The sequence below is a fragment of the Lactococcus garvieae genome (assembly GCF_016027715.1).
In the GTDB taxonomy this organism is placed as follows: domain Bacteria; phylum Bacillota; class Bacilli; order Lactobacillales; family Streptococcaceae; genus Lactococcus; species Lactococcus garvieae_A.
On sequence record NZ_CP065691.1, the window covers coordinates 192,652 to 210,528 of the forward strand.

Consider the following 17,877-nt stretch of genomic DNA (forward strand, 5'->3'; position numbering starts at 1 on the left):
CGGGACCTCTGGAGCGCTTTTTTCGTGGCCCGCCCAAGGCGAGAGACACGAAAGTTTGAAGTCAAAAGATAAAAAAAGATAAATCAAGAAAGAAAGGTATCACTATGACACCAGAAAAGAAAAAGAACCGGAGATTACGCAACTACGTCCTCCTCTCCCTCCTCTTGCTCCTCATCGGAGGCACTTATGCCTTTACCGCCTTTAACCAGCGGGCCATCAATGACCGAGAAAATCAAATCGAGATTAACGTGGGTGGCCGTGTCCACGACTACTATAACCGCGACACCGAAAACAAAGATGTCTTTGTCGAAAACTACGGCGAACGTCCCATCATGGCCCGTATCCGCTTATCGGAGTTTTTAGAAACCCGCCAAACAGGTCAAGACAGCTGGACTCAGCTTGTAGCGGGAACCGAGCGTAACAACTTGGACTCATGGACCACATGGATGCCTAACCCCACAAATATCAATGACCGTCTCAACACCGACCCGTCCAATGCTTTTGACCGCTATGCCCGACTGACCTTTGGCTGGAGCCGTGAAGGCCGAGATGCCCCATGGTACATGCCAACCTTCAACCATGACAACATGGACCAGATGACGGCAGCCGCAGGTCATGGCCGGGACTACATCGCAGGAGGTGGAGCGACAGATGCGACCACTGATGGTGCCACACATCCCGGAGATGGGACCGACGATTACTGGTCAGAAACAGACAGCTTTGATAACGGCGCAGGTACATGGCCGGGCGAAACGATTACCAACGATGCCGCCCAAAACCTGCACCAACAACGTGCCCCAATGACCATCGAGCAGTGGGCGCAACTCCAACCTTACCAACAGATTGGTGACTTCTGGGTGGTAGACCACCAAACAGGCTGGGCTTACTGGGCCTCGCTCCTAGAACCTGGCGAAGCAACTTCGTACCTGCTGGATGCGGCAGAGATGACGGCGGCTATCGAAGACACAGTCTTCAATGGCTCTTACTATTATGGTATCCATGTGGAGAGCGGACTGGTCAGTCCCGACAACAGTGACGACTTCCTGCCTGATGGGCATGACCGCTTAGCCGACTTCCTCACAGGTATCCGTGACAATGCCATGGATGGGGAAGGCTCGAACCCCCGTGCTGATGTGGATTCTCCACCCTCTGCTTTTAACTTTGGGGCTATGCTTCCAGGTCGTATCTTTACCATGAGCGGTCAACAATATCGCTATCTTGAGGATATGGGCAATGGCAACCACATGATTATCCGCCATGATGCTATCCGTAATGTGTCTTGGAATGACCAAGGAGCGCAACTGACTTCTTGGTATAGCAATCTTGATAGTGCTGTCCAAGCCATAGTTCAACCTGTAGCCAATAGCTTTACGACAGGAGAAGTAGCGGAGAGTTCTTTGAACTTTATTGGTAACAGATGGATTCCTACTAACTTAACAGGCGAAGTAGCGGCCGATATTACGCAAGTTGTTCCCGGAGGAACCGCACGGGCCTTTGCCCTTTCCCTTGCGGATGTGACACGTTTATCTGGGGAGGGTTTAGCATTTCCATATCCTGCACAACGTGGCTCCGCTGTTAGAAGTTGGTGGTGGCTCCGTACGCCGGGTCCTAGCACGATAGCTTGGGGTGTGGGTGATGCTGGAAACTTCTTTGGTCGTGATGAACGTACGGGTGCTAATGCTCATGGCGGAGTCCGTCCAGCCCTCATCATCAACCAACCTACAAGCTAAAAAGCACCTGAAAATACCTATCTCTAACTTCATAACGTGCAGCGAAATAATCAGAAATAGATACATCTTTCACCGCTACGCTAGATATACATACAGAAAATAAAAAATGGAAATCCTTATTGATTTCCATTTTTGTAGTGACTTGAGATGATAAAACAAGTCAACAGAGAGTTTTTTTAGCCCTTATCCGCTCCAGCAGTAATGCCTTTTACATAGAATTTTTGCATGACGATGAATAAGATAGTAATAGGGATGGCGATAATCACACAGCCTGCGACAAATTGGGTAAAGTTTGTCGCTGAGGATCCACGTGAGTTAGTCATCATGTTTTGCAGCCCGTAAGCGATGGTCCGTGACTTAGGGTCGCCCCCACCCAAGATAACGCTGGCAAAAAGGAAGTCCAACCAAGGTGCGATGAAAGCAGTCAATGATGTGTAGACAATCATTGGTTTTGAAAGTGGCAGGGTAATCTTGGTAAAAATCTGCCATTTTGTGGCTCCGTCAATCACAGCGGCCTCATCGATAGAAGCAGGTATCGTATCAAGGAAGCCTTTAAAGATATAGAAGCCTAAACCGGATCCCCCGATATAGATCAGGGTTAAACCGACTAAGTTAGTCATGTTAAAGGACTTGAGGATATAGTAGAGGGCGATCATCGCCATGATACCAGGAAACATCCCGATGATAAGCGCCAGCTGTAAGAAAGGTTTGCGGAGTTTAAAGCGCAAGCGAGAGAGCACATAGGACATGACGGTCGTGATCATGGTGTTGACCACGGCACAAATGACCGCAATGATAAAGGTGTTAATCAGCCAGTTGCCATAAGGATAAACCGGGTTGTTAAAGATACCGGTAAAGTTGTCCAAGGTCCACTGTTGCGGGATGAAAGTTGAGACAAAACCTGTATTGTTTTTAGAAAAGCTCGTCAAGATAATCCAAAGGATCGGGAAAATCCAAATGACCGCAAGTAGAATCAAGATCAGATATCTTAATACCAGTGAGGCTTGACGTTGGCGTTTGTATGATTTCATTTTAGCCCTCCTTGAAAGCATTTGTACGACGGTAAGCAACCAATGAAGCCGTAGCAGAGATGATAAAGATGACGATACCGATAGCAGAAGCGATGTTATAACTTGGGATAGACTTCATCGTTAAGCTATAGAGCCATGTGATCAGCAAGTCTGTCGAACCTGCTTGGAAGTACTCGGCATTCAGCGGACCACCACCTGTTAAAAGGAAGATAACGTTGAAGTTGTTGATATTCCCGATAAACTGCTGAATCAGGGCGGGCGTCATGACAAACAAAATCTGTGGGAAAGTGATGGAGCGGAAGATATGGAAACTGTTTGCCCCATCAATCTTCGCGGCTTCGATCTGATCAGTCGGTAAGTTTTGGATGATAGCTGTGGAAATCAGCATAGAAACGGGTATACCAATCCACATGTTTACACCGATAACTGAAAACTTAGCCAGCAAAGGATCCATCAAGAAAGGAATCGGATGGTCGATGAGACCGATACTCTGCAACCAGCTGTTCAGTGGTCCGTTGTTATCCAAGAACATGTTCATCATCAAGAGAGAGACAAAGGAAGGCACAGCCATAACGATGACGAAGAGTGTACGCCAGAAACCTTTGAACTTAATCCCTGAGGATTCAATCAAAAGGGCAAGTAAAACGCCAAAGAAGAAGGTTGTTGCTGTCGCAGCCACTGCCCAGACCAATGTCCATCCGAGAACAGGGAAGAAGGTTCCTGCGATGTTCCCTGTGATAATCTCACCAAAAGAAGCAAACCCAGTCCAAGAAAAGCCGATCGGATGGTCTTGGTTAAAGTTGGTAAAAGCGATGGTAATCATGAAGAGAAGCGGCGCTATCGTAAAGGCCAAGATACCAAGGAGAGGGAGAGCCATCAAAGTATAGTGGAGACGGCTGTCGAGAAGTGTAGCCAAATCTTCAAGGGTAGTAGGAATATGTTCACCGTCACGGTTCAAAACATAGAGGTGGCGTGTAGAGCGCAGACTTGTGATATAGATAAGTCCCACCATCGCGATGAGAATCAAGGCCATCACACCGAAAAGAAGGATGAGCATTGAGTTGTCAGGCTGTTGTGTGACATAAATCTGCCGGGCCTCATCGAAAACGACTTGCTTTGTTTTGACATGTCCGAGGCTACTCAGAAGGCTGATCGAGCTTATGCCGTTAAAAATCAGCCAGAAGAGAAAGACGATTTCGATAATAAGGAAGCTGAGTCCTTTGAGCCATTGCTTATTTTTCAGCTGAGCCAAACCCATAATAAAGAAGCTTAGCTTAGTGAAAATATCACCTTCACGCCAGACCTCTTTATAGGTTGCTTCAGGAGACGGTTTAATTTTCTTTTTAAACATAAATATTACCCTTTTGTATATAAAAAATAAGAGGATTAGGATAAGCCCAATCCCCTTAGAGTTAATCAAAAATTATTCAGTAGCTGATGAGATTGATTTTACGAAGTTATCAAGTTGTGCTTGGTATTGTGAAGCAGGTGTTTTACCTGTGTAAGCATTCTCGATAAGCGGTGCTGCCAAGTTCCAGAATGTTGCCATCTGTGTCATCTTAGGCATTAATGTGTCATTTTCTACTTGTTTGATTACCGCAAGAGCTACGGGATCTTTAGCAACTTCAGGATCTTTTTGGGCTTCTTTTGATACTGGAATTGCGTTATTGGCTTTGTAAAGGGCCAACTGTGACTCTGTATTTGACAAGTACTGAGCTAAAGCAGATGCAGCGACTTGGTCTTCAGATTGTGAGTTGACAGCAAGTGTACCAACACCAGAGAAGGCTTGCATTTGCTTAGAGCCAGAACCGAAGTCAGCAGTTGGTAAGGTTGTGGCACCAAAGTTATCGCCGAGGATTTCTTTGATAGTGCTGCCATCCCAAGGGCCATCAAGTACGGCTTGTGTTTTGCCAGACTTGAGATCGGCAAGAAGGGCTGTCGCTGATTGTTTTACACCAGGATTTGATTTTTGTTTTGCAAACCAAGTCATGGCTTCCACGCCAGCTTTGGTATTTGCATCTGTACCGTCAGCAGTTTCACCATCTTTACCGAAGAGCTGTGTGCCGTTCGCAAGGAAGACGGGGTACCAGTTGTAAGAGTTGGTAAAGTCCGTACCGATCGGTTTATCTGCAGTGAAGTCTGACCAGTCTGTTGGTGCTTCACTGAATTTGGCTTTATTATAGTAAATAATGTTTGATTGTTCATCTTGTGGGTAGGCATAAAGTTTGCCTTTCCAAGATACGGCATCAACAGCGATTTGGATATCGTTAGATTTTACCCAGTCTGTTGCGCTTGGAGAAAGAGGGTTGATGTAGCCTGCCTCAGCCATCGCACCGAGCTGATCGTTGGGTACTTTGAACACATCCGCCGCCTGAGCAGGATCTTTACTTACATCTTGTTTTGCATTGGCCGAGCCATTTGGAGACTGTGTAACTTTGACTTTGATATTTGGATATTCTTTGTTGAAGTTCTTAACCAAGTCTTTATAAGAAGCAACGTTTGCGGGATCGACCCAGAGCGTAACAGATCCTTCATGATCTTTCGCATCTGAAGAAGCAGATGTTGAACTTCCACTATCTTTACTGTTTCCACAAGCAGCTAGGCTAGCAAGAGCAATGATAGAAGCACTACCTAGAGCGATCTTTTTCCATGTGTTCATAAAGTATTTCCTCCTAAATGAAAATAATTATTCTTGTTTGTAACTCTTATTTTATGCAAACGCTTCCGTTTTGTCAAGTGGTAGTTCTTTACAATTTGATTACTGGCATTGTTGGTATAGACACGTTAAGCGTATATACTATAGAATATAATTATTTGTCTTGAAAAAAATTAAAAAAAGTTATTTGCAAACGGTTGCGCAAAAGTGCGGCTTATGCTAAAATGAAAAAAACAAGAAAAAATCGAGGTATTTATTCATGAATAAAGCAGCTGTCTATCATCGCCCAGAATCAGAATTCGCTTATCTCTATACAGAACAAACGATTCACATACGTTTGCGTGTCGCACGTCATGATATCGAAAGTGCTGTATTGATTTATGGGGATCCTTATATGTTTTCAAAACATGAAGGACATAAAGAGATGATATGGAACTATCAAGAGATTCAGATGAACTATGCTCTTTCAACAGAAGAAAGTGATTTCTATTTGGCAGAAGTTGGTGTACCTCATAAACGTATGGACTATCTCTTTGTGATTACAGGAAAAGATGGGGAGAAGGTTGTTTATACTGACTCAGGTATCCTGCCTTTTGAAACAAAACTTCTCACTGGAAAATATGCGGCTTTCCGGATGCCTTTCTTCCATGAAGTGGATCGTTTTAAGGCACCAGAGTGGGTGAAAGATACAGTCTGGTATCAGATTTTCCCTGAACGCTTTGCGAACGGTAACCCAGAGATTAACCCTGAAGGAGTCAAAGTCTGGGATCCAACAGAGTCGCCAGCCCGGCAAGACTTATATGGCGGAGACCTCCAAGGTGTGATTGATCATCTCGATCATCTCACTGACTTAGGGGTAAACGGTATTTACTTTACTCCCGTTTTCCAAGCCTACTCTAATCACAAATATGATACCGAAGATTATTTAAAGATTGACCAGTATTTTGGGGATCTCGAAGTATTTAAAACTTTGGTCAAGGAAGCGCACCAGCGCGGCATAAAAGTAATGTTGGATGCTGTATTTAACCACATCGGTGATACAAGTCCACAATGGCAAGATGTCCTCAAGCACCAACAAAACTCTAAATATGCAGACTGGTTCCATATCAATGAATGGCCTGCAACTTATACAGCCACAGAAGATTTTGAAGTTTCAGAGTCCGCGACTTATGATACTTTTGCCTTTACACCCCATATGCCAAAACTGAATACGGCACATCCAGAAGTACAGGAGTATTTGTTAAATATTGCGAAATACTGGATTAAAGAATGTGACATTGATGCTTGGCGTTTAGATGTGGCGGATGAAGTGGACCATGCTTTCTGGAAAAAATTCCGTACAACTTGTGATGCGGCGAAAGACGACTTCTATATCTTAGGGGAAGTTTGGCACTCGGCACAGCCTTGGCTCGTGGGCGATGAGTTTTCAGCAGTGATGAACTATGCTTATACGAATGCGATTATCGATACTTTTGTAAAAGAAGATCTCAACTTAGAACAAATGGTCTCGGCTATTAATGCCCAGCTCATGCTTTATCGCAAGCAAGCAAATCAAGTGATGTTTAACATCCTAGACTCGCATGATACACCTCGCTTGCTGACCCAAGCAAAAGGCAATAAAGACCTGGTCAAACAAGTGCAAGCCTTTATGTACATGCAACCGGGTGTGCCATGTATCTACTATGGCGATGAGTATGGTTTAGATGGTGGAGCGGACCCTGACTGCCGCAAGTGTATGCCGTGGACTGAGGAACACCAAGACTTAGAGATGTATGCTTTCTTTAAAGATTTGGTCGCTTTCCGCCGTGAAAATGCTCAAACCTTGAGTCAGTCAGATCTAGAATGGCAACTTGTCGATACTGCAAATGGTGTGGTCAAGTTGGTGCGTGGCGAAATCACTGCCTTGTTCAACAAAGGTGACAAACCCGTCGCATTCACAGGGGGGGAGACTCTCCTAGCTCATCTCGCAGACAACAATCATGTCCAAAAAGATGGATTTGTAATTTACAAATAAAAAATTAAAAAGTACCTTAAAAAAATAGTTGTGGATATTTTCTCGATATTACTTCCTATATTCAAATATTTTGTCATAATAGAATAGAAGGAGAAAAGATGAGAATAATATTATTAAGTATATTAGCAGTTTGGAATGGCATTGTCTTTGCTTTTTACGCTGTGGATAAACAAAAAGCCAAGACACATGCTTGGCGGATACCAGAAAAAATCCTCCTCGGACAAGCCATTTTTGGCGGTGGTTTAGGTGCCTTACTTGCTGGCAAGATATGTCATCATAAGACCAGAAAATGGTATTTCTGGCTGGCGTGGATTATTGGGCTATTGATTGATTTAGGGTTACTCATTTTAATTTTACGATATATATAATCTAAGGTTGAAAAATGAAAAAAGAAGATTTCGCACATTGGGTAGGTTATCAGATTTATCCCAAGTCTTTTAAAGATAGTAATGGTGATGGTGTGGGAGACCTGCAAGGGATTATCCAAAAGTTGCCATACTTGAAAGAACTGGGTGTCGACTTTGTCTGGATAAATCCCATTTATAAAAGTCCACAAGTCGATGGTGGTTATGATATTGCTGACTTTTACAGTATTGATGAGCGGTTTGGCGACTTGAATGATTTGAAAGTGCTTCTGCAAAAGGCGCACGAAAATGATTTGAAAGTAATCATGGACCTGGTCATTAACCATACCTCAGACCAACACCCGTGGTTCATCGAAAGTAAAAAATCCAAGGATAATCCTTATCGCGATTATTACCACTGGATGGATGCCACACCAGATAAAATGCCTAATAACTGGCAATCTTTCTTTGGCGGGTCGACATGGACCTATGATGAACAGACAGCACAGGCATACTTTCATGTATTTGCAAAAGAACAACCGGATTTGAACTGGAAAAATCCTCAGGTCCGTCAAGAGATTTATACAATGATTCGCTGGTGGTTAGAGCTTGGGAGTGGACGGTTTTCGCTTGGATGCAATATCGCATATTCAAAAGGAAGATTGGAAGTTCCAAATCAAGTCCAAAAAGGGCAACGATCCATGGCAACCTTTTATGAATGTAGCTGGCATTGAGCACTATATGTCGGATCTGAAAGAGATATTTGATGAGTATGGTGCCTTGACAGTAGGAGAAGCTTCAGGTGTGACTTCAACAGAAGCGCCCGACTGGACTGAAGAAAAAGCAGGCTATCTTAAAATGATCTTCGAACTCGAGCATAATATTCGCCATGAGGATAACCCCGGCCATACCTGGATGTATGCTTATAAGAAAACAATCATGCGCTGGCAAAAAGATATGCTGGAACGCGGTTGGAATGCGCTTTATCTGGAAAATCATGATCAGCCACGTGCCATAAGTTGTTTTGGAGATGGAAGTATTGCTTCAGCAAAAGCTTTAGCTGTATCTTATATGCTTTTAAGAGGGACACCATTTATCTATCAAGGGCAAGAGATAGGGATGAGTAACTTTCCTTTTACGGATATTGCTCAAACCGACGCGACTGAGATTAAGCAAGCTTACGAAAAACTTTTAGCGGAAGGCTTCACGAAGAAAGAGGCGCTCTCACAGGTCATGGCAAACAGCCGTGATCACTCACGCACACCCATGCAGTGGGATGCGAGCGAGAATGCTGGCTTCACCAGTGGTGAGCCGTGGATGCCGATTCATCCAGACTATGAGGAAGTAAATACAGAAAAGTCGCAGGACATTTTATCGTTATATAAAGCTTTGATCCAGTTACGGCATGAAGAAGAGGATATTGCACACGGGAGCATAAGTTTTCTGTTTGAGCAGCATTTAACAGCGTTTGTTTATGAGCGAGATTCCTTTTTGGTTATAACAAATCTAGGAAAGACGAAAGCGCAGTTAGACTTTTCGAAATTTGAGACAGAGGCTTATCAGCAGGTGCTCGGAAGCTCCAACCGCACCCTTGAAACTAAAATGAGTCTTTTGCCTTGGGAATACCAAGTTTTCAAGAAAAAGTAGAGTAAAAAAGAAATGGGAAGAGATATGAAAGAAATCAGTAGAATTATGGAAGTTGATCCTTGGCTCATCCAGTCAAGTAAGCTGGAAAAAGAGGAGCGTCGTCTTCAAGAGTCCTTAACCTCACTCGGAAATGGCTATATGGGGATGCGGGGTAATTTTTCGGAAAAATATTCAGGCGATCATCATCAGGGGACTTATATTGCAGGCGTGTGGTTCCCCGATAAAACGCGTGTAGGCTGGTGGAAAAATGGTTACCCAGAATATTTCGGTAAAGCCATTAATGCTATGAACTTTTCCGGTGTCTCTCTTTTTATCGATGGCGAAGAAGTCGACTTATATACGGATGATATCCAAAACTTTCATATCGCTTTGGATATGCAAAAAGCGGTTCTTTCCTACCACTATGAGAAAGCGGGTGTCGCGGTTTCAGTAGAACGCTTTATGTCTATTGTACATCCTGAGTTGGCCGTCTTTTCTTTCCGTTTTGAGAGTGTAGATGGTAAGGCGCATCAGGTTCGTACAGAATCCTTTATTGATGCCGATGTGCACAATGAAGACTCGAACTATGAAGAGAAGTTCTGGAAAGTTTTAGACAAAGGCGGTGATAAAGCAGCTTCTTACATCGCAAGTCAAACTATCGAAAACCCATTTGGTGTGGAGCAATTTACAGTATTAGCTAGCCAAAGTTTTAAAGGGAATCTTCAGAGCAAAGGACAAGATATTCAAGAAGAAAAAGTTCTCGATTATCATGAAGCTCTTTTGGAGAAAGAAGTTTTACATTTTGAAAAGCGCGTGCTTGTTGTGACCAGTCGTGATTATTCTGACTTAGCGGAGATGAAAAAAGCATCAGCTGACTTAGAACACACACTTCAAAGTAGAAGCTATGACCAACTTTTAGAAGAGCATGTAAAAGCTTGGGCTGAGCGTTGGGCACTTGCGGATGTTGAGATCAAAGGCTCTGACCAAGCTCAGCAAGGTATTCGCTTTAATCTTTTCCAACTTTTTGCGACCTACTATGGGGAAGATGAACGCCTTAATATTGGTCCCAAAGGTTTTACAGGTGAAAAGTATGGGGGAGCAACTTACTGGGATACTGAAGCCTATGCTGTGCCACTCTATCTTGCCTTAGCAGACCAGCAAGTAACCAAAAACTTGCTGCATTATCGCCATAAACAACTGCCACAAGCCCAGCATAATGCAAGACAGCAAGGCCTTGATGGTGCACTCTATCCGATGGTTACTTTCACAGGAATAGAATGCCACAATGAATGGGAAATCACCTTTGAGGAAATCCACCGTAACGGTGCCATTGCTTACGCAATCTATAACTATAGCAACTACACAGGGGATGAAACATACTTGGCACAAGAAGGGCTGGAAGTTCTGGTAGAGATTTCTCGCTTTTGGGCTGATCGTGTGCACTACTCAAAACGTCAAAAGGCCTACATGATTCATGGTGTAACAGGACCCAATGAATATGAGAACAATATCAATAATAACTGGTATACCAATACATTGGCAAGCTGGGTCCTAAACTATACTCTAGAAAGTTTGGCTAAGTATCCACGTCCAGATTTACAGGTTTCCGATGAGGAGTTAGGCAAATGGAAAGATATCACAGCCAATATGTATTATCCAACCGATGAAGCTATGGGTATTTTTGTGCAACACGATGGCTTTTTAGACAAAGACTTGACGCCTGTTGCCGAACTGGATCCAAAGCATCTGCCTTTGAACCAAAACTGGTCTTGGGATAGAATCTTGCGTTCGCCTTATATTAAACAGGCTGATGTTTTACAAGGTCTGTACTTCTTTGGTGATCATTACAGTCTTGAAGAAAAACGCCGTAACTTTGATTTTTATGAGCCTTTGACTGTTCATGAAAGTTCTCTTTCCCCTTCGATTCATGCCGTTTTAGCTGCGGAGCTGGGTATGGAAGACAAGGCGGTGGAAATGTATGAACGAACAGCACGCTTGGATCTCGACAACTATAATAATGACACAGAGGACGGCCTCCATATTACGTCCATGACTGGTTCTTGGCTGGCTATCGTTCAAGGATTTGCCCAAATGAAAACTTGGAATGGACAACTGAGTTTTGCTCCCTTTATCCCTCAAGCTTGGGAATCTTATAGTTTCCACATTAATTATCGCGGGCGTTTACTTAAGATTAGTGTAGGAACAAAACTGCAAATAGAATTGCTCAAAGGCGAGGCTCTCGATTTGGAAGTCTATGGAGAAAAAGTGCAGTTAAAAGACAGTTATGAAGCAGAGGTAGAGCATGTTTAAAGCAGTATTATTTGACTTAGATGGGGTAATTACCGATACGGCCGAGTATCATTTTCAAGCATGGAAAGCCCTAGCTGAAGAAATCGGAATTTCCGGAGTCGATAGGGCATTTAATGAACAGCTCAAAGGTGTTTCGCGAGAAGATTCTCTCCGAAAGATACTGGAACTTGGGGGAAAAGCAGACCAGTATGGGCCAGAAGCATTCGCCCAGTTGGCTGAGCAAAAAAATAAAAACTATGTGCAGATGATTCAGCAAGTTGGTCCTGCCGATGTATATCCAGGTATTCTGGAGTTATTAGAGGATTTACAAGCTGCTAATATCAAAATTGCTCTAGCATCTGCCTCGAAAAATGGCCCCTTTTTGTTGGAAGCGATGAATTTAAAGACATATTTTGATGCGATTGCTGATCCAGCAAAAGTTGCTTTCTCTAAGCCTGCTCCAGATATTTTTTTGGCGGCAGCAGCGGGAGTCAGTGTGCCTATCTCTTCGTGTATCGGTATTGAAGACGCCCAGGCAGGTATTGCGGCGATAAAAGCGGCAGGTGCCTTGCCTATCGGTGTCGGTTCTGCTGAAGACTTGGGCTCAGATATCGCTCTAGTTTCAAATACCAGTAGTCTGTCTCTTGAATTATTAACAAAAGTTTGGGAAAATAAGTAAATAGAGTAGAATCAGGAGATAAAAGATGGCCGTTACTATAAAAGATGTAGCTAAAAAAGCTGGGGTCAATGCTTCGACTGTTAGCCGCGTTCTCAAAGATAGTCCAGAGATCAGTGAGAAGACAAAAGTTAAAGTAAGAAAAGCAATGCAAGATCTAGGCTATACACGTAATGTAGCGGCTCAGATTTTAGCTTCAGGAAAATCAAATACGATTGGTGTAGTCTTTCCACCAGTAGAGGACAAGTCCAATCAGCCCTTCTATATGAAGGTTTTGACTGCGATTAATGAAACAGCACGTAAATACGATGTGTCGATTGCTGTGGTGACAGGCTACCAAGAGAGTGAACTCAAACAGCAAGTGGAACTGATGTATTCTGAGAAACGTGTGGATGGTTTTATCGTTCTCTATGCGGGACAGTCGGATAGTGTGCGTGACTATCTTTTTGACAATAAAATTCCTTTTGTCCTTCTGGGTACACCAACTGAGAAGCAAAATGAAATCACTCATGTGGATAACGATAATGTCCTCATGGGCCATGAAGCCACACGTTATTTGATGGATCTAGGACATAGTGAAATTTCTTTTGTGACTGATACTAAAGATGGTGAGGTCTTTGAAGAGCGTTATCAAGGCTATCAGGATGAAATGTCGAAGAAAAAAAGACAAGCCAAGTTGCATGTTTTTGACGAAAATATGTCCCTGCAAACAGAAACAGGGCTAGTGGTCATGGATGAAGTGCTTGCCCTAAAGGTCATCGCACGCTTAGCAGAGCAAGGCTTGAAAGTTCCCGATGATATTAGCGTCATTACTTATAATAACTCGGCTTTCTCCACACTTGTACATCCTTATTTAACGACTTTTGATATTAATATTGTGCGTCTAGGCGCAGCAACAGTGGAAAAGTTTTTGGCACTGACACATCAGAAAGAAGAGTTTCATGACAAAACAATCATTCCCTTTGAGCTTATTTTAAGAGAGTCAACGGCCTCGAAAGGTGAGATGGAACGGAAACAGTGAAGAATATCTTCACTGTTTTTTCAATATTTAATAAACAAGGGAAGAAAATCTTCTCTTTGCGTTTTTCAGCTTTAAATAAGAAAAAAAGGTCATAATAGTGTAAAATAAAGGGAAGGACGGGCGCAACTTTTGGTTGATTATACCCGTTAGTGTAAGAAAGATGGATGCGATGATTAAAATATTATTAGTTGAAGATGACCTCTCTTTGTCAAAGTCAGTCTACGATTTCTTAAAATCTTTTGCGGAAGTAAAGCAAGTATTTGATGGAGAAGAAGGACTTTATGAAGCAGAGATGGGGATTTATGATTTAATCCTCTTGGATTTGATGTTGCCTGAGAAAAATGGTTTCGAAGTGCTGAAGGAACTGCGTGATCAAAATGTTGATACACCTGTATTGATCATGACCGCTAAAGAGTCTTTAGATGATAAGATGCATGGTTTCGATATCGGGGCAGATGATTACTTGACCAAACCTTTCTATCTTGATGAATTAAAAGCACGTATTCAAGCCCTTTTGAAGCGTACAGGTAAACTTGAAGATGCTAACGGACTTACATATGGTAATGTTCGTTTGAACTTGACCAACAAATCAGCCTTTGTCAATGATGAACCTGTGGAATTAATCGGTAAGGAATTTGATTTGGTTGTTTATTTGATGCAAAACCAAAATGTTATCTTGCCTAAAGAACAGATTTTTGATCGTATCTGGGGCTTTGATAGCGATACGACTGTGACTGTAGTTGAAGTATATATGAGTAAGATTCGTAAGAAACTAAAAGATACTGACTTTGCCCAAAATTTAGCTACATTGCGTAATGTCGGCTATATTTTACGGTAATTATTATGAAAAAAATAATAGAAAAAATAAAATCGATGCCAATTGTGAAAAATGATGGGAAAAACTTCCTTCATTTTTTTCTAGATTTCACGATTATTTTCTTTGCCTTGACGGTAATCATTTTACAGGTCTTGACAAGTGGAGTCTATAAGTCAACGGATCAAAATCTACGTGATTTGGCTTCTAATCCAGATATTCTCAGAGCCTTAGCACTGAATCAATCGGGTGTCAACCAAGGATCTTTGGAGATCGACCAAGGAAACTATAATCCTACCAACAGTATCGTCATGTATGACGAAAATGGTACGGTTTTGAACCCGACAGGAGGGATAGGCACAACCAAAGCAACTAATGGTAGTCATCAGCAAGTCTTTACAGTAGATCTTGTCCGATATCAACTTGAACGAACGGCCAAGCTAGACAAAGATGCCCTCGGGCAAATCAAGTCCATATCGATACGAAATCCTTATGGAGCAGATTGGCATTATCGCTATGTGACTTTGGCTATGCCGCCTTCAAATACTCTTGATGCGAGTCCTGGGGCGAACAGTATGGCTTATATCCAAGTTTTTAGCAATGTGGATCAGCTCCAAGACAGTTTGAGTCGTAGTAACTTTATTATCATTACCACTATGGTTATGTTCTGGTTTATCTCAGTGATTATCAGTTTGTATCTGGCTAACTGGACCCTGCGCCCCGTGATGGAGGCCTATGAAAAACAGAAAGCCTTTGTGGAAAATGCCAGTCATGAATTGCGGACGCCGCTCGCCATTTTACAAAACCGTTTGGAGTTACTTTTCCAAAATCCTAATGCGACAATTATTGATGAGTCGGAAAATATATCAGAGAGCTTGTCTGAAGTGCGTAATATGCGTTTGTTAACCAGCAACCTCCTGAATATGGCACGACAAGATAATAATATTAAGATTAATCCAGAAGCAACAGATAAAGAGTTCTTTGAAGCAATTTTTAGTAACTACCACCTTCTGGCAGAAAGCTCTGAAAAGTCACTTAAAACTTCTTTAAAATTTGATGGTAGCATGAGTTTAGACCAAAGCTTAGTGAAACAACTTTTAACTATCCTCTTTGATAATGCCATGAAATATACAGGAGAAGATGGTGAGATTCAAGTTGATGTTCAAAGAAATGGATTGACACTTATGCTGAGTGTGGCCGATAATGGTGAAGGTATTAGTGATGAAGATAAGAAGAAAATCTTTGATCGCTTTTACCGTGTGGATAAGGCCAGAACACGTCAAAAAGGTGGTTTAGGACTTGGCCTTTCCTTAGCACAGCAAATTGCTGAAGCACACAATGGTCGAATCATCGTCGAAGATAATTCTCCACGTGGCACAAAATTTGTTGTACGATTACGAACCAATATATCTCCAAAATCAGCAAAAGTGAACAAAAAGTAATAAAATGGAGTAAATGCTTATCCACAGAGGATAAGTCTTGCCAAAAAAACGGGTAGAAAGAGATCAAGATGACGATTTTAGATAAAGTAAAAGAGCCAGCAGATTTGCAAAAGCTCAACCGTACAGAGTTGACAGAACTTGCTGAGGATGTCCGTAGAGCAGTTTTGAATAAAGTGAGTCAAATCGGTGGGCATACTGGACCTAACCTTGGTGTGGTAGAGTTAACCATTGCCTTACATAAGGTCTTTCAGTCACCTGTGGATAAATTTGTGTGGGATGTGAGTCACCAAACTTATCCCCATAAAATTTTAACAGGACGTAAAAAAGGTTTTGAAGATGGGCATTTTCATGACATCACAGGTTATACCAGTCAAGAAGAATCCGAGCATGATTTCTTTACTGTTGGGCACACTTCGACATCTGTGGCGAACGCTATGGGGCTTGCAAAAGCGCGCGATTTGACAGATAAAAAAGGCAATATTATTGCTGTATTGGGTGATGGTTCACTCTCTGGTGGACTTGCTCTCGAAGCGATTAGCAACGCGGGTGCTTATGATAAAAACTTTATCCTTATTCTCAATGATAATCAAATGTCCATTGCGGAAAATCATGGGGGTATTTATAAAGGTTTAGCAGAGTTGCGTGAGACCAAAGGGCAATCTACAAATAATATGTTTAAAGCTTTTGGCTTAGACTATAAGTATGTGGCAGATGGCAATAACCTTGATACGCTCATCGCTTTATTTGAAGAAGTGAAAGATATTGATCATCCTATTGTTTTACACATCAATACTGAAAAAGGTCATGGTTACCAACCCGCTATTGATATGAAAGAAGCCTTTCACTGGCGTTCACCTTTTAATTTATCAGATGGGTCTTTGAAAAATACCAACTCAGCTAAAAATTACACGCGCATTATTCTTGATTACATGGAAGAAAAGGTGGCAGAGGGTATGCCGCTGGTAGCTGTTAATGGTGGCATTCCGATGATAAATAATCTCAAGGAATTTGCTGAGAAACACCCCGAAAATTATGTTGATGCGGGTATAGCTGAACAGTATGTCACAACATTTGGTGGAGCCGTTGCAGCCGGAGGTGCACGCGCCATGATTTTCCACAATTCTACCTTTATGCAACGTGCGTATGACCAGTTCTTACATGACTTAGCAATCAACAAAGAACCAGCTGTCGTGATTGTAAAATCAGCTTCTATTTCTGGTTCTGACAAAACACACCAAGGCAGTTTTGCTATTGGTATGCTTTCAAACATTCCAGATCTTGTCTACCTTGCTCCAACGAGTGAAGAAGAAGTGATTTCTATGCTGGATTGGGCTTTGACTCAAAAAGAAAATCCCGTCATTTTACAAATACCTGAACATGGTGTTGAGAGCCATCCATCAAGCCTGAAAGATTTTAGTAAGGCGCAGTACGAAGTTGTGCAAAAAGGTTCAGAAGTTGCGATTCTCGCACTTGGTGGTCTCTTTAGTCATGGACAAAAGATTGTGACAGCTCTTGAAAAAGTAGATATAAAAGCAACTCTTGTTAATCCTCTCTTTGTGGCTGAGCTTGATAAGGAAAGCTTAAGTAAGTTAACAGAAAACCATAAAGTATTTGTGACGTTGGAAGATGGCATTCTAGATGGTGGATTCGGTCAAAAAGTTGCAAGTTATTTAGGCAAATTTGGTGTTAAAACACTAAACTATGGTGCAGACAAAGAATTTAATGACTCTGTAGCTGTAGAAGAACTCTATGACCGTTATCACTTAACGCCTGAACTTATGATTGCGGATATCCTAGAGGCTCTAAAATAAAGGAAAAAATGAAAAAAGTTTTAGTAAAAACCGTGCATGGTTATCAGAGATTTATTTCTCCTCTTTTACCTCCCGCTTGCCGCTATTATCCAACCTGCTCAAATTATATGATTCAAGCGATTGAAAAGCATGGCGCAGCCAAAGGTATTGCTATGGGCTCAGCTCGGCTATTGCGGTGTCATCCTTTTTGTACACCCGGTTATGATTTGGTTCCTGATAAGTTTTCCTTGAGAAGAAACTTTGAGGTTCCTCAAGAGGACACTAAGGAAACTTAGAAAAATTTGTTATAATCATAAAAGAGAATGAGAATCAGAAGTGGTTTCATTTGAAAAAAATAAAAAAGAAAACAGGTTAACCTTCAAGACATTAGGCTTGAAGGTTTTAATCTTGGTCTTCTTACTATTATAAGAACACTCCATTAAT

At 42.1% G+C, this 17,877-nt stretch carries 13 protein-coding genes and 1 pseudogene; 11 read left to right on the forward strand and 3 right to left on the reverse strand.

The genetic code is table 11. The features are described 5' to 3' along the window. Nucleotides 1–104: 104 nt before the first annotated feature. The gene (locus I6G50_RS01110) at nucleotides 105–1,730 is read left to right on the forward strand and encodes a DUF6273 domain-containing protein (RefSeq protein ID WP_197908909.1); all 1,626 of its coding nucleotides are present in this window, start codon (nucleotides 105–107) and stop codon (nucleotides 1,728–1,730) included. A 176-nt stretch (nucleotides 1,731–1,906) separates the two neighbouring features. On the opposite strand, the gene I6G50_RS01115 is transcribed toward I6G50_RS01110, so the two are convergent. The 3 genes from I6G50_RS01115 to I6G50_RS01125 form a co-directional block, all read right to left on the reverse strand. Next, complete coding sequence (locus tag I6G50_RS01115) at nucleotides 1,907–2,761, reverse strand: sugar ABC transporter permease (RefSeq protein ID WP_003135484.1); 855 nt, start codon at nucleotides 2,759–2,761, stop codon at nucleotides 1,907–1,909. Nucleotide 2,762: 1 nt separating this feature from the next. After that, entirely contained in the window at nucleotides 2,763–4,112 is a 1,350-nt protein-coding gene (locus I6G50_RS01120) for a carbohydrate ABC transporter permease (RefSeq protein WP_081166978.1), read from the reverse strand. A 72-nt stretch (nucleotides 4,113–4,184) separates the two neighbouring features. Continuing rightward, the gene (locus tag I6G50_RS01125) at nucleotides 4,185–5,420 is read right to left on the reverse strand and encodes an extracellular solute-binding protein (protein WP_197908910.1); all 1,236 of its coding nucleotides are present in this window, start codon (nucleotides 5,418–5,420) and stop codon (nucleotides 4,185–4,187) included. Between the two features lie 256 nt (nucleotides 5,421–5,676). Here I6G50_RS01125 and I6G50_RS01130 point away from each other — a divergent pair, with 256 nt between their 5' ends. The 10 genes and pseudogenes from I6G50_RS01130 to yidD all read left to right on the forward strand — a co-directional run bounded on the left by I6G50_RS01130 (nucleotide 5,677) and on the right by yidD (nucleotide 17,729). After that, nucleotides 5,677–7,431, forward strand: coding sequence for a glycoside hydrolase family 13 protein (locus I6G50_RS01130; protein WP_197908911.1), 1,755 nt, complete (start codon nucleotides 5,677–5,679; stop codon nucleotides 7,429–7,431). A gap of 98 nt (nucleotides 7,432–7,529) precedes the next feature. Further along, nucleotides 7,530–7,799 (forward strand): DUF1294 domain-containing protein, encoded by a 270-nt coding sequence (locus I6G50_RS01135; RefSeq protein ID WP_003135478.1) that lies wholly within the window; start codon nucleotides 7,530–7,532, stop codon nucleotides 7,797–7,799. A gap of 14 nt (nucleotides 7,800–7,813) precedes the next feature. Next, nucleotides 7,814–9,422 (forward strand): annotated as a pseudogene (locus I6G50_RS01140) (alpha-glucosidase). A 24-nt stretch (nucleotides 9,423–9,446) separates the two neighbouring features. Beyond that, a complete protein-coding gene (locus I6G50_RS01145) occupies nucleotides 9,447–11,711 on the forward strand; it encodes a glycoside hydrolase family 65 protein (protein WP_197908912.1) in 2,265 nt (754 codons plus the stop codon). Next, a complete protein-coding gene (gene pgmB / locus I6G50_RS01150) occupies nucleotides 11,704–12,369 on the forward strand; it encodes a beta-phosphoglucomutase (protein ID WP_197908913.1) in 666 nt (221 codons plus the stop codon). Before I6G50_RS01145 ends, pgmB begins: the two co-directional genes overlap by 8 nt. Nucleotides 12,370–12,394: 25 nt before the next feature. Beyond that, nucleotides 12,395–13,387 (forward strand): LacI family DNA-binding transcriptional regulator, encoded by a 993-nt coding sequence (locus I6G50_RS01155; RefSeq protein WP_081167002.1) that lies wholly within the window; start codon nucleotides 12,395–12,397, stop codon nucleotides 13,385–13,387. A gap of 169 nt (nucleotides 13,388–13,556) precedes the next feature. Continuing rightward, complete coding sequence (locus I6G50_RS01160) at nucleotides 13,557–14,225, forward strand: response regulator transcription factor (protein ID WP_219336265.1); 669 nt, start codon at nucleotides 13,557–13,559, stop codon at nucleotides 14,223–14,225. 5 nt (nucleotides 14,226–14,230) lie between these two features. Then, a complete protein-coding gene (locus I6G50_RS01165; RefSeq protein ID WP_197908914.1) occupies nucleotides 14,231–15,643 on the forward strand; it encodes a sensor histidine kinase in 1,413 nt (470 codons plus the stop codon). Nucleotides 15,644–15,711: 68 nt separating this feature from the next. Next, entirely contained in the window at nucleotides 15,712–17,454 is a 1,743-nt protein-coding gene (locus I6G50_RS01170) for a 1-deoxy-D-xylulose-5-phosphate synthase (RefSeq protein WP_197908915.1), read from the forward strand. A gap of 8 nt (nucleotides 17,455–17,462) precedes the next feature. Continuing rightward, nucleotides 17,463–17,729 (forward strand): membrane protein insertion efficiency factor YidD, encoded by a 267-nt coding sequence (gene yidD, locus I6G50_RS01175; protein WP_003135469.1) that lies wholly within the window; start codon nucleotides 17,463–17,465, stop codon nucleotides 17,727–17,729. The last annotated feature ends 148 nt before the right edge of the window (nucleotides 17,730–17,877 follow it).

Excerpts from the sequence above, each read along its gene's own strand:
- I6G50_RS01160 (WP_219336265.1), top strand. The coding sequence starts at position 13,557 with ATGATTAAAATATTATTAGTTGAAGATGACCTCTCTTTGTCAAAGTCA.
- I6G50_RS01120 (WP_081166978.1), bottom strand. The coding sequence starts at position 4,112 with ATGTTTAAAAAGAAAATTAAACCGTCTCCTGAAGCAACCTATAAAGAG.
- I6G50_RS01170 (WP_197908915.1), top strand. The coding sequence starts at position 15,712 with ATGACGATTTTAGATAAAGTAAAAGAGCCAGCAGATTTGCAAAAGCTC.
- I6G50_RS01155 (WP_081167002.1), top strand. The coding sequence starts at position 12,395 with ATGGCCGTTACTATAAAAGATGTAGCTAAAAAAGCTGGGGTCAATGCT.
- I6G50_RS01130 (WP_197908911.1), top strand. The coding sequence starts at position 5,677 with ATGAATAAAGCAGCTGTCTATCATCGCCCAGAATCAGAATTCGCTTAT.
- I6G50_RS01125 (WP_197908910.1), bottom strand. The coding sequence starts at position 5,420 with ATGAACACATGGAAAAAGATCGCTCTAGGTAGTGCTTCTATCATTGCT.
- pgmB (WP_197908913.1), top strand. The coding sequence starts at position 11,704 with ATGTTTAAAGCAGTATTATTTGACTTAGATGGGGTAATTACCGATACG.
- I6G50_RS01145 (WP_197908912.1), top strand. The coding sequence starts at position 9,447 with ATGAAAGAAATCAGTAGAATTATGGAAGTTGATCCTTGGCTCATCCAG.
- I6G50_RS01165 (WP_197908914.1), top strand. The coding sequence starts at position 14,231 with ATGAAAAAAATAATAGAAAAAATAAAATCGATGCCAATTGTGAAAAAT.
- I6G50_RS01110 (WP_197908909.1), top strand. The coding sequence starts at position 105 with ATGACACCAGAAAAGAAAAAGAACCGGAGATTACGCAACTACGTCCTC.
- I6G50_RS01115 (WP_003135484.1), bottom strand. The coding sequence starts at position 2,761 with ATGAAATCATACAAACGCCAACGTCAAGCCTCACTGGTATTAAGATAT.
- I6G50_RS01135 (WP_003135478.1), top strand. The coding sequence starts at position 7,530 with ATGAGAATAATATTATTAAGTATATTAGCAGTTTGGAATGGCATTGTC.
- yidD (WP_003135469.1), top strand. The coding sequence starts at position 17,463 with ATGAAAAAAGTTTTAGTAAAAACCGTGCATGGTTATCAGAGATTTATT.